The sequence below is a fragment of the Mycobacterium sp. genome (genome assembly GCF_032159565.1).
In the GTDB taxonomy this organism is placed as follows: Bacteria; Actinomycetota; Actinomycetes; order Mycobacteriales; family Mycobacteriaceae; genus Mycobacterium.
Window position 1 is genome coordinate 26,315 of the sequence record NZ_JAVHWR010000158.1, and the last position, 11,803, is coordinate 38,117.

Consider the following 11,803-nt stretch of genomic DNA (forward strand, 5'->3'; position numbering starts at 1 on the left):
GGCACAGATCGACGCGCTCTACCCGACGAGGGAGACCCGATGAAACTCGTGAGCTACAACCATGGCGGCGCCGGCGTGGTCATCGACGATGACGTTGTCGCCCTGGCCGACCTCGACGGCGTCCCGTCCGACATCACCGGATTGTTGGCTGCCGGGCGCGACGTCGCCGAACAGGTCAACCGCCAGGCCGCGCGTGCGCGCCAGCGCACTCCGTTGTCCGAAGTGACACTCGGCGCGCCGATCGCCCGCCCGTCGAAGTACCTGGCGATCGGATTCAATTACGCCTCACACCTGGCCGAAATCCGGGAGGCCGCCAATCAGCCGCGGTACGCGGAGCAGATGCAGCGCTTCGGCCATCTGCGCCAGGCATTTCCGGATCAGACGCTGCCCACCTTCTTCAACAAGCAGGTGTCCTGCATCACCGGCCCGTACGACCCCATCCTGGCTCCATACGACTCGGAGATGTTGGACTTCGAAGGCGAACTCGTCGCAGTCGTCGGGCGACGCGTCCGGCGCGCTGATCCGGCGACTGCGCTGGCGTCGATCGCCGGCTACACCGTCGGCAATGATGTGTCGGTCCGGGACTGGCAACAGAACACCCCGACCATGTGGCCGGGCAAGAGCTTCGACACCCACGGGCCCCTCGGGCCGTGGATCATCACCGCCGACGAGCTGGACCCCGGGGACCTCAAACTGCGCACCTGGGTGGACGGTGAACTCCGGCAGGAGGGCTCCACCGCCGAGATGGTCACCGGAATCGGCGAAATGATCTCAGCGCTGTCACGGGTGTGCACCTTGGAGCCAGGTGACCTGGTGGCAACCGGCACACCGGGAGGTGTGGGCCTCTTCTCCGGACGACTGCTGCAACCAGGTCAGCGCGTGCGCGTCGAGATCGAAGGCATCGGCGCCATCGAGAACCCCGTCGTTGCCGAGCCTGCCCCGACGCCGCAGGACAACTGACAATGACCGCCGAAACCGTCTCCGCCGCGCAGGGAAATGCGATGCAAGCCGCGATCAGTTGTGCCATTCCGGCGCTCGAGCCGTTCAACGACGCGGTCGGTCACGCACGGCTGGCCGACGAACTGGGCTATGACTCGATCATGTTGTCTCACATCGCGGCTCGTGACTCGTTCACGATGGCCGCGGCTCTGGCAATGCGCACGCAGCGGGTAGCGATAGGCACCTCTGTGGCACCGCTGTATCACCGTTCGCCGGCATCGATGGCCCAGACCGCGGCAACAGTCGACGACATCTCCGGCGGCCGTTTCCGACTCGGCCTCGGCGTGGGCCACCGCATCACCATGGGCGGCTGGCACGGCCAGCAGATCGGCAAGCCCACAGCCGAAATGCGCGAATACATCGGCATCGTCCGCGCGATCCTGGCCGGCGACGTCCCGCCGACCGGCCAGCGCTGGACGTCGAACTTCTCGTTCATGGGCTTGACGCCGCGCCCCGACATCCCGATCTATCAGGCGGCGCTGTCACCGGCGATGCTGCGCCTGGCCGGTGAGATCGCCGACGGCGTGGTGCTGTGGGCCTGCCCGTCGCAGTACGTGCGTGATGTGGTCGTGCCGGAAGTGGCCGCGGGCCGCGATCGCGCCGGCAGGCCGCTCGAGGGATTTCACATCCTGGCCGCGGTGCCCTCGGCGATGACCCACGACCGCGCAACCGCTCTCGCAGGTGTGCGCAACGAGCTGCACCGGTATTTCGGCCTGCCGTTCTACCGGGCGATGTTCCAGGCGGCGGGCTTCGCCGGTGACGTGGCGGCATTCGATGCTGCTTCATCCGATGTCGACGCTCAAAAGCTAGCCATCAGTGAGCGATTCATCGATCGCCTGTGCGCCATCGGCGACGACGTCGCCGTTCACGACGGGGTCCAGCGATACCGCGATGCGGGGGTCACCAACCCGGTGCTGACCGCCATTCTCGGCACCGACTTCGAACCCACATTGCGCGCTGCCGCCGTCCTCGAGCCGAGCGCGACACGAGGCGGTCGCCGTGATCGGCGCGGGCTCTGCAGCACAATCAAGAACCCCGATCCACCAGTAGAAAACCAGTAGAAACGGAGAACATCATGGGACAGCTCAACGATAAGATCGCCCTGGTCACCGGCGGCACCTCAGGCATCGGTCTTGCCGCTGCCCAGCGGCTGGCGGCCGAAGGCGCGCATGTCTTCATCACCGGCCGCGACAAGCAACGCCTCGATGAGGCACTCGCATCGATTGGCGCCTCGGCCACCGGTATTCGTGCCGACGTCACCGACCCCGACGATGTGGACCGGGTCGCCGACGTCGTCAAGGCACACGGACGTGGCCTTGACGTCGTGTTCACCAATGCCGGCGGGGGAGAGTTGGCGCCGCTGGCCGATATGACACCGCAACACTTCCTCGACACGTTCAACCGCAACGTCGGCGGCACCATCTTCACCGTGCAGAAAGTCTTGCCGCTCTTGAACTCTGGTGCGTCCATCATCCTGTCCGGGTCGAGCTCAGCCTCCAGCGGTACGCCCGCCATGGGCGCGTACGCCGCGTCGAAGGCAGCGGTCCGCTCCTTCGGCCGGACCTGGGCGGCTGAACTGGCCCCCAGGCAGATCCGGGTGAACACGGTGGTTCCCGGGCCGGTTGAGACACCGGGACTCACGGGCGCCGCACCGGCCGGCCAAGAACAACAGCTGCTGGCCGCCTTTGCGGCGACGGTTCCGCTGGGCCGGGTAGGTCGACCCGAGGAGATCGCCTCCGCTGTCGTGTTTCTGGCTAGCGACCAAAGCAGCTTCATGACCGGCGCCGAGCTGTTCATCGACGGCGGCGCCGAACAGGTCTAAGAACCGTCCGGCAGGCGGCGCGACCGCCAATTTGAATGGTGCAGCCCGTGTTTCACGGGGAGATGGGCTGCACCAGGATGGCCGCGTCCGCCGCACACGCCGGCCGGTCCCGCATTGCGGAGATCCTGCGCGCGGGCACGGGTGGCGATCGCGTCGATCATCTCTAGGCCCAGCCCCACCGCGGCGGCGATACCCATCACGGACAGTCCCACCGACATTCCCGCGGCCTTCCGTGACCCGCGTGTATCGATCACAGGCCGGCTGCCGACCGGCCCGACATCGGCGCGACCCGGGGGGACCGGTGCCGCCACGGGTGCATTCGGGGGCCTTCCGCGACATGGTTGTGCGGTCAGGGAGCATCGGGATACCGAGATCGGCCGTTCCCCGCCAATCACACTCAATGAGGTGTTCCGGCGAACGGGGAAGGTCAGCGTGTTCGAGTGCTACTACTCCGGAACCATCCTGCTCGGCCAAATCGGTGTGCTGGCAAATCTGGAATATTCGTTGAAGAAGTAACGGCTCAGCCGGGCAAGCGAGAGTCGTTCGCTCGCACGTCGACTATGCCATTCAGTGCTGCACGATGTGAATGAAATTGTCTTCGGCATCACGGATCGCCGTCGAACGAATTCCTGGCGCCAGCTGCTTGTCGCGCCAGATGATGGGTACGCCCTTGTCGCGGAGTTGGTCGGTCGCGCGTTGAAGGTCCTCGACAGCGAAGGCGAGGAACTTGTTCCCTTTCGGCAGCAGATGATGTGGGGGATCGGCGCATAGGCTGGGCTCGGTCGATACGGTCGGCCCATCGCCCTCGATGAGTTCCAGCTGGGTTCCCGCGCCCTCCAGAAGCACGACATTGGCCCCGTCAATCCTGACGCGCGCGTGCTCGGTGAAGCCCAGCACGCTTTGGTACCACTGCGAGGATCGGTCGAGGTCAGCGACGACCACCACGGTGCAAGCAAAGGCCAGCGAGTCCAGGCCGCGCCCGGGCGCGGTCACCGCCGCATCAAGTTGTTGACTGTCGGTTCCCATGGGCCTTGTCTCCTCATTCCTTCCGCGACGCCAGCTAAGACTGGCGCGATGGCGGTTCGTCGAACTCCGCAGGGTCGATCTCCAGTGCCCGGACGATGAGGTCCGCGGCAAGTTCGGCATGGGCTTTGACCGCGGCTGGCTCCAGCGGGTCAGCGGGGTCGAAATGCCGCGCGAGGGGACCGAGAGTGAATTGCGCGGCGGCACCGTGGGCAAGCAAGAAGTTGAATGTGCGCAGCGAGATCGGCCGTGTCCGTCCGGTGGCGACGAGGTGATCGAGCAGGCGCTGCACCGGTGCGAGCGCGGGTTGGATGTATGTGTTGTACATATAAGCCAACCGCTCGGTATCTTGCCGGCCCTCGATGTTCATCAAGCCCAGCAGCTCAGGCCGCTCGGCGGAATACTCCAAGAATGTGCGCATGGTGATTCGCAGCTGGTCGAGCGGGTCGATAACGGTGGGGTCGAACGCCGTCGCCAGCCGCAGAACCAGAGGCTGGAATGCCCAGTCGACAGTGGCGTACCACAGCGCTTCCTTCGAGCCGAAACGGCCGTTGAGCGCATTGTGGCTCACGCCCAACTCTCGGTTGAGAGTTCGCAACGCCACACCGTCATAGCCTTGGGTGGCAAAAGCTTTCAGCGCCGCACCAAGGATGTCGTCCAGCGAGGCGGGCGAATCTTCGCTGCGTGGCCGGCCACTCGGCCTGCGTCGCGACGGTGCACTCATGGCTTCCATTCTGCATCCTCAGGTGGCCGTGACGGCGCATCTACATCTTCAGGGTAACAATGAATATGATACATGACAAATATTTATTTGTCGCATGTCAGGAATCCGCTGCCGACTGCATCGTCCGGACGAATCGTGATCGGCCGCGCCGAGTCGGTTTGGTAGTCGACCTCACGGCGGGCGACGCGCGCCGCGGCGTCGTCAACCGGGACTAACGGTTCGGGTCCAACCGCAGACCCTCGACGATCAGATCCGACACGAGCCGGGCGTGTTCTTCGATGGCTGCGGGGTCGCACGGGGGGGCTGGGTCGAACAGCAGCGCCAGCGGCACCAGGCTGTAGAGCGCGGCCGCGCCGTGCGCGATCAGAAAGTGGAACTCCCGCAACGAGATCGGACGAATCGTCTCCCCTTCGGCGAGGTGCAGCAGGAGCCGCCCGACGCCCGTCAGTGCCGGTTCGATGTAGGTGTCGTAGATGTAGCTCAACCGGTCGGTGTCCTGACGGGCCTCGATGTTCATCAACGCAACCAACTGAGGGTGGTCGGCCGAGAACACGACGTAGCGGCGGATCGCCAGGCGCAACTGTTCCAGCGGCTCGGTCAGGGTTGGATCGAAAATGCCCTGCATGATGCGCAGGAGCGGGCTGAAGCCGTAGTCGACCGAGGCCCGCCATAGATCGTCTTTGCTGCCGAAGCGCTGATAGATCAGATTGTGACTGACACCGAGATCTCGGTTGAGCGTTCGCAGCGAAACGCCGTCGTATCCGTACGTGGCGAACGCCACGAGGGCGGCCTCGAGTATGTCGTTCAGCGGCGTTGAGTCCGCGGTCTTTGGGCGACCGCGACGCCCCTGCGATGCCTGGGTAGAAGCCATATGACAAATTATGCCAGACGCGACGACAACATTTATGTTGACAACTAGCAACTTAATCCCTATGGTAGGCGCAGAACGGTTCGGCAGCCACAGGAGTCTTTACGCCATGACACAGACACTCGACACCCCAGTCCTTGTTGCTGGCGGGGGACCGACCGGTCTCGTCCTCGCCAGCGTGCTGTCCGGGTACGGCATCAATTGCGTTCTTGTCGAACGCAACACGCACACGACTCACTTCCCGAAGATGGACATCACCAACGGGGCCAGCATGGAGCTGCTGCGTCGGTTGGGCGTCGATGACGAGTTGCGCCGCCTGGGGGTGGCGCCGCGGCATTCGTTCGACGTGATCTTCGCGCCAGGGCTCGACGGTCCGGAGATCACCCGCTGGGCTCTGCCCTCCGTTGACGATCAGCGGGCGACGCTGGAGGGTTCGCCCGACGGCACCCTTCCGGGTCAGCCGTGGCAACGCTGCTCGCAAGCGATCTTCGAAGCGGTGATGATGGACCGCTGCAAGCGCGACCCGGTGATCGACGTCCGGCAGGGGTGGCGGCTCGAGATGTGCGCTCAGATTGGTGACGCGGTGGAAGCCACCATCGTGGACGACAGAGGTGAGGCACTGAAGATCCGGGCTAGCTATCTCGTCGGATGTGACGGCGCATCGAGCCGCGCCCGTCAAGAGCTCGGGATTGCGATGGAGGGCGCGAAGGACATCACCACGTTCGCCCTGGTGCACTTCCGATCCGCGGATGTTGCCGACCTGCACGCTCTGGGCCAGTTCTGGCACCTCTACACCACCGGCGGGGCGATCCTGATCGCGCAGGACGAGGTCGACACCTGGACATTGCACGTAGATTTGGGAGCCGACGTCGACGATCCCGATCCCATCGGTGACACAGCCGAATTCGTCGCCCGAGCACTGGGGCGCCCAATCGAAATCGACGAGATCCTGGCGTCGAGCGTGTGGCGGCCCAACGCGCTGCTCGCGGATCAATACGGCCGGGACCGAATCCTGCTCGCCGGTGACTCGGCCCACACGATGGTCCCGACCGGCGGTTTCGGAATGAACACCGGTCTGGGTGACGCGTTCAACCTCGGGTGGAAGCTCGCCGGCTCGCTGCACGGCTGGGGCGGACCAGGCCTGCTGACCAGCTATGAGGCCGAGCGTCGCCCCATCGGAGATCGCAACCGCAACGCGTCCGTTGAGAACGTGATGGTCCATTTGCAGTACCGAGACATGGTCGCCCCGCACCTCATCGGCGAAGACAGCGACCAAGGAAGGGCTCACCGCGCGGCGATCGCGGAATTCATCATCGCAAACGACGCCGAAAACCTAAGTCTTGGGGTCGAACTCGACGTCCGCTACGACAATTCTCCCATCGTGTGCGCGACGGATAATGAAGCACCTCCCTGGGATCGGCGCACATTCGTGCCCACGGTGCGGCCCGGGCACCGCGCGCCGAATGTCGTTGTCGCCGAGGGCGAAACATTGTTCGACAAATTCGGCGGCGGTTACACCCTCGTCGACGCCGTCCCCGGACCCAGCGACGCCAAGCGGCTCCTGGACGAAGCCGAACTGGTCGGAATGCCGGTGCGTCACCTCGTCCTCGACGACCCGCGGTTGTGCCAGCTGTATCGCCACAATTTGGTCCTCGTCCGCCCAGACCTGCACATCTCCTGGAGCGGCACCACCATCGCCGACCCCGCCGACATCATCGCGCGTGCGCGGGGCGCGCGATGACAAGCACACCCTCAAGGCTCTCACTCCGCAGGAGACACTCGTGAAGAATCACCACTTGATCGCCGTCGACGGGCACGCAGACCTCCACAGCGAGCACGGACCCAACCGGGGTGAGCACAGCGGACGCTCCATCAATCCGACGATCAAAGTCACCGACCTGGCCTGGCTCGAATTCGAGAAGCCGGACCTTGACCGTGCTGAAACCTTCGCGCGGGCCTTCGGTTTCGCGGTCGCCGCGCATGAACCCAAAACCTTGTATCTGCGGGGATCACTGCCGGGCACGCCCGCTGTGGTGATCCGCAAAGGTGCCCGGTCCCGGTTCATCGGTCCGACGTTCAAGGCGGCCGACGCGGCGGATCTGCACACGCTGGCGTGGGTGAACAATCGGCGCGTCGAACCACTCGATGAACCTGGCGAGGGTTACGTCCTGCGACTGTGTGACCCGAGTGGAATCGCCGTCGGGGTCTACCACGGGCGGAACGATCTGCCGGCCGTGCCCGAACAGCGGGTGCACACACTCAATTTCGGCAGCGATCAACGGCGGATCAACTCCACCCAGCGTCCGCCCAGCGAACCCGCACAGGTCCAGCGCCTCGGCCACGTGGTGATGCAGACACCGCACTTCCTCCGCAGCCTGAACTGGTATCTCGACACCCTCGGGATGATCGTGAGCGATTTCCAGTACGTGCCCGGCCAGCGGGACCGCGGTCCGGCGATGGCATTCATCCGCTGCGATCGCGGGACGGCACCCTCCGATCACCACACCCTGGCCCTGAACCTGGGACCCGCAAACGGCTATATGCATTCCGCATATCAGGTCACTGACCTGGACGCGGTGGCCGCCGGCGGGGAGTACCTGCTACACCGAGGGTACGAACGCGTCTGGGGCATGGGCCGCCACATTCTGGGCAGTCAGATCTTCGACTACTGGCATGACCCCGACAAGATGATGGTCGAGCACTTCACCGACGGCGACCTGTTCGACAACACCATCGAACCCGGCTGGGCCCCGCTGACCGCATCCGGCCTCGCCCAATGGGGACCGCCGATCAACCGGAAATTCCTGGGTACCAACCCATCTCCGCGGATGATCCGCGACGTCGCGAGAGCTCTGCGTGACGACAACGAAATCAATCTCGCGCGGCTGGTCGGGATGCTGAAGGGCCTGAGTCAGTGACTGTCGACTACGTCCGAGGTTGTCGCTATGCCGGCGTAGAGGCCGACCACGCGATCGTCGCGCACCCCGGGATCGCCTCCCATCCCGGCATTTTGGACAACTTCTGCACGCGCCACGCCGATCGAGGCGTGGACGTGTGGACGCCGGACGACCGTCTCGGCGGCGCGGGCCGGGCTGACGGCTTGGTCGCCTTGGGCGCGCACGTCGCCGAAACGACGCGGCTGCCTGTGTTCTTGGTGGGATCCTCCCTCAGCGCCACGGCCATTTACCACACGCTCCAAGTCTCCGATGTCTTCTTCGGCGCGGTCCTGATCGGTGATGCGAGCCCGCCCGTCTTACCCGCACCGCTGGACTCGTCGTCGCAGCAGAACACAAAGCCGGTCTTGTGCATCATCGGGGGAACGGACACGACGTCCGGCCTCACCGCGGCCCGAGCCGGCGCTGGCCCGGTCGAGGTGCAAACACACCCTGACGACGTCAATCGGCTGATGTTGACGAATCCCGCGGCCTTTAGCGACGCCGTTCTGGAGTGGTGCCTGCGCCAGCTCAGCAATCATCTCAACCCCACGTGGCGGTTCGCATGAGGACCGCCCAACGTCAGATAGTCAACCCTCAACGAAAGGTTCAAAATGCACATCGCCACCATCGTTCTTAGCGTGCTTCTAGCGGTAGCGTTCCTCGGCTCGGGCGGTCTCAAGCTCGTCGGTGCCAAACAGTCATTACAGATGCGCGACCAGTTACGTGTCGGGGCGCAACTATGGCGCGTGGTTGGCGCGCTGGAAGTCGCTGGCGGTCTCGGGCTGGCGGTGGGACTGGCCGTTCCCGCGCTTGGTATCGCCGCCGCAGTCGGGCTGGGCCTGCTAATGGTCGGCGGGATCGGTTCTCATGCCCGCGTGGGGGACCTTCGCCACGCCGGCCCCGCCGCGCTGCTTCTCGTGTTGGCTGTCGTGACGGCGGGCTTACTGATCGTCTCGCTCTGACCGATTGTTCGAAGCTGGACTGACCATCAGATCCCAAAGGAGTGAAACTGTGTCCAACACAATGGAATTACACCAGCCCACCGTTGCCATTACCGGGGCGGGCAGCGGGCTGGGACGCGCACTGGCCATCAAGCTTGCTGCGAAGGGCTATCGAGTCTTCGGCACCGCCCGATCAGAAAAGGATGCCGCCGACCTGGAGAATGCATCGGCCGGCAATGCCGCTGTGACCCTTGCTGACATCACCGATCAGCGTGCGGTCACGTCCTGGGTGGGGAAGGTTTCGGAGGAGGTGGGCGAGCGCGGACTTGACGTGCTCATCAGCAATGCCGGCACTCTGACGCCTGGACCGCTTGAAGTCATCCCGTTGGACGACATCAGACGCGAGTTCGAAGTGAATGTCTTCGGTGCGCTGGCTGTGATCAACGGGTTTCTTCCGGCGCTGCGCAAGTCTCGCGGCCGCATCGTCCAGATCGGCGCGATGACCGGCCGGTTGCCGGTTCCCTTCGACGGTCCCTCCAGCGCCTCCAAGGCAGCATTTGAGGCGTTGGCCGATGTCTATCGCGCCGAGCTCAAGCCGTTCGGGGTCGCCTTCGTGATGGCTCAGGCCGGCAACATGCGCACCGGAGGGCCCGCCAAGACCGCCGCCGCTCTGAAACGGCTGGCGGACACCATGACCGGCGAGCAACGCGCACTCTATGGCGACGCCTTCGGCAAGTTCAGCGATGCGCTCAACAACATGCAGAACGCCGGTCTGAGCGCTGAGGCGTCCGCCGACCGGGTGATCGAGCTGGTCGAGCAGGTGCCTCCACCAATCCGCGCGGCCGTTGGCGACGACGCGGAACAGATTCTGCGTTTCGTCCGGGAAAAGTCCGACACCGAACTGGATGCGCTGCGACTCCAGCTCATAGGAGTGGGTGATGCGTAGCCCATTGCGTAGGTCGCCAACCACCGCAGCCGAGTTACACCAACCAGAGCGCACGTCGCTCCGCCGTTCGGAAGGGTAGCCAACGATGTCTCATATCTTGATCACCGGTGGCGGAGGACTGGTCGGGCTGAATACCGCCCGCGCCATCGCCGCCGAAGGCACTTCAGTCGTGATCACCGCTCGTCACGGACACGACCGAATCGAGAAAGAGTTGGGCGACCTCCGCGAGCTGGTCACCGTCGAACCCATGGAGTTCGCGCGTAGCGGTGAAGTGTTTGATCTGTTCAGCCGCTACGACTTTCAATCGGTGATACACGCTGCACAGGCTCACCAACACGCGCAGACCCGCACGTCGAACCGGGGCAACTACGACATGATCTTCAATTGTCTGGAAGCCGCGGAGGCGACGGGCGTGAAGCGCCTCGTACTCGTGAGCTCGATCGCGGTTTATGGCGGCGTCGCACCGCCATTCACCGAGGACACGCGCTTCCCCGTGCAGGCCACGGTCGATGACCATCCCGACGCCATGGGCGCCTATACCGCGCCCGATGGGAGCAGAGCACTCGCGCTACCGGTGTTTGAGGTCTCCGTCAAACGGTCCCTGGAACGGATCGCGCTCGACTATGCCGCTCCCTGGCAGATGGGCGGGTCGGCGACGGTGCACACCAATCAGATGCTGAACCAACACCTGCTTGACGTTGCCGTGCTGCGGATTCCGACTCAGTTCGGGCCGGGTTACAAGGAGATGGGTAGTCCCATCAGCCGTGCTGTTCATACGGTCGCGGGCAAGGGAAATCTGATGGCCGGCGCGGGATACATGGGCGTGCCGCTGTCGGACCTGTGGAGCGTGATCGCCGTATCCCCACTGACCTACGTTCGCGACACGGCCAATGCGCTTACGAGCATGATCAATGCCGACGCCCTTCCGCACCGCATCTACAACCTGTCCAGCGGCTACACCACCAGCGCACGCGAACAGCTGCTGACCCTCTATCGGATACGTCCAGATGCCGCACGAGAAGTGAACTTGGATCCGGAAACGCTTCGAGCGGAACCGTATCCGTCGAGTGGATTCACTGCGGATCTGCTGACCAACGACACCGGATGGCGTCCCCAATACACGTTCGAGGAAGCGCTTGAAGACTATCTCAAGTGGCTTGGCGAACACCCTTACTGAGCCCTGCGCACGAGGCTGCGCTGGTGGGGGTGGCGGCGCAGAAGTGCGCGCGACTGCATCGAGATCTCACGAATTGGCCTGTCGCCGAGCGCGGTTGCGCTCGACAATCTGTGCGCTGGAGGAGCTCGACGTGGACTGGGACAGGTTCCTGGCCGCGCATGAATGGGCAACGCGGTTCGTGCCGCGTTTCCGGCAGCGAGTGGTCGAGCCGATGCTGGGCGTCGGCGTCCCTGCTTGGGTCGTCGATCCCGATTTCGACCTGCACTATCACGTACGGCGCGTGCGGCTCCCCGACGGCGCGACCTTCGCCGACATGCTGGCCACCGCCGAGCAGATTGCGATGACGCCGTTCGACCGCGCCCGTTCG

Annotated in this window: 13 protein-coding genes; 10 read left to right on the top strand and 3 right to left on the bottom strand. The window is 64.5% G+C overall.

The features are described from left to right. Positions 1–39: 39 nt before the first annotated feature. From QOC76_RS21575 to QOC76_RS21585, 3 genes are read left to right on the top strand one after another with little or no spacing between them, the layout of a single operon-like run. Positions 40–960 carry a fumarylacetoacetate hydrolase family protein gene (locus QOC76_RS21575; RefSeq protein WP_526360194.1) on the top strand — a complete coding sequence of 307 codons (921 nt, stop codon included), beginning with the start codon at positions 40–42 and terminating at the stop codon, positions 958–960. Between the two features lie 2 nt (positions 961–962). Further along, positions 963–2,060, top strand: coding sequence for an LLM class flavin-dependent oxidoreductase (locus tag QOC76_RS21580; protein WP_526360196.1), 1,098 nt, complete (start codon positions 963–965; stop codon positions 2,058–2,060). A gap of 14 nt (positions 2,061–2,074) precedes the next feature. Next, positions 2,075–2,821, top strand: a complete 747-nt coding sequence (locus QOC76_RS21585; protein WP_526360198.1) for an SDR family NAD(P)-dependent oxidoreductase — start codon at positions 2,075–2,077, stop codon at positions 2,819–2,821. Between the two features lie 567 nt (positions 2,822–3,388). On the opposite strand, the gene QOC76_RS21590 is transcribed toward QOC76_RS21585, so the two are convergent. The 3 genes from QOC76_RS21590 to QOC76_RS21600 form a co-directional block, all read right to left on the bottom strand. After that, on the bottom strand, positions 3,389–3,847 hold the full coding sequence (locus tag QOC76_RS21590; RefSeq protein WP_526360200.1) for a VOC family protein: 459 nt from the start codon (positions 3,845–3,847) through the stop codon (positions 3,389–3,391). Between the two features lie 34 nt (positions 3,848–3,881). Continuing rightward, positions 3,882–4,568 carry a TetR/AcrR family transcriptional regulator gene (locus QOC76_RS21595; RefSeq protein WP_526360202.1) on the bottom strand — a complete coding sequence of 229 codons (687 nt, stop codon included), beginning with the start codon at positions 4,566–4,568 and terminating at the stop codon, positions 3,882–3,884. Between the two features lie 211 nt (positions 4,569–4,779). Further along, the gene (locus tag QOC76_RS21600) at positions 4,780–5,439 is read right to left on the bottom strand and encodes a TetR/AcrR family transcriptional regulator (protein WP_526360204.1); all 660 of its coding nucleotides are present in this window, start codon (positions 5,437–5,439) and stop codon (positions 4,780–4,782) included. Between the two features lie 106 nt (positions 5,440–5,545). Here QOC76_RS21600 and QOC76_RS21605 point away from each other — a divergent pair, with 106 nt between their 5' ends. The 7 genes from QOC76_RS21605 to QOC76_RS21635 all read left to right on the top strand — a co-directional run. Then, a complete protein-coding gene (locus tag QOC76_RS21605; protein ID WP_526360206.1) occupies positions 5,546–7,177 on the top strand; it encodes an FAD-dependent oxidoreductase in 1,632 nt (543 codons plus the stop codon). Positions 7,178–7,217: 40 nt separating this feature from the next. Further along, complete coding sequence (locus QOC76_RS21610; protein WP_526360208.1) at positions 7,218–8,354, top strand: VOC family protein; 1,137 nt, start codon at positions 7,218–7,220, stop codon at positions 8,352–8,354. Then, positions 8,351–8,938, top strand: coding sequence for an alpha/beta fold hydrolase (locus tag QOC76_RS21615; protein ID WP_526360210.1), 588 nt, complete (start codon positions 8,351–8,353; stop codon positions 8,936–8,938). Before QOC76_RS21610 ends, QOC76_RS21615 begins: the two co-directional genes overlap by 4 nt. Before the next feature lie 45 nt (positions 8,939–8,983). Continuing rightward, positions 8,984–9,334, top strand: a complete 351-nt coding sequence (locus tag QOC76_RS21620; RefSeq protein ID WP_526360212.1) for a DoxX family protein — start codon at positions 8,984–8,986, stop codon at positions 9,332–9,334. Positions 9,335–9,338: 4 nt separating this feature from the next. Further along, positions 9,339–10,259 carry an SDR family NAD(P)-dependent oxidoreductase gene (locus QOC76_RS21625; protein ID WP_526360214.1) on the top strand — a complete coding sequence of 307 codons (921 nt, stop codon included), beginning with the start codon at positions 9,339–9,341 and terminating at the stop codon, positions 10,257–10,259. A gap of 97 nt (positions 10,260–10,356) precedes the next feature. Then, positions 10,357–11,436: an NAD-dependent epimerase/dehydratase family protein gene (locus QOC76_RS21630; RefSeq protein ID WP_526360216.1), complete on the top strand. Its 1,080-nt coding sequence runs from the start codon at positions 10,357–10,359 to the stop codon at positions 11,434–11,436. Positions 11,437–11,566: 130 nt separating this feature from the next. Further along, positions 11,567–11,803, top strand: a 237-nt coding sequence (locus QOC76_RS21635; RefSeq protein ID WP_526360218.1) for a wax ester/triacylglycerol synthase domain-containing protein, incomplete at its 3' end; no start/stop codon positions are given.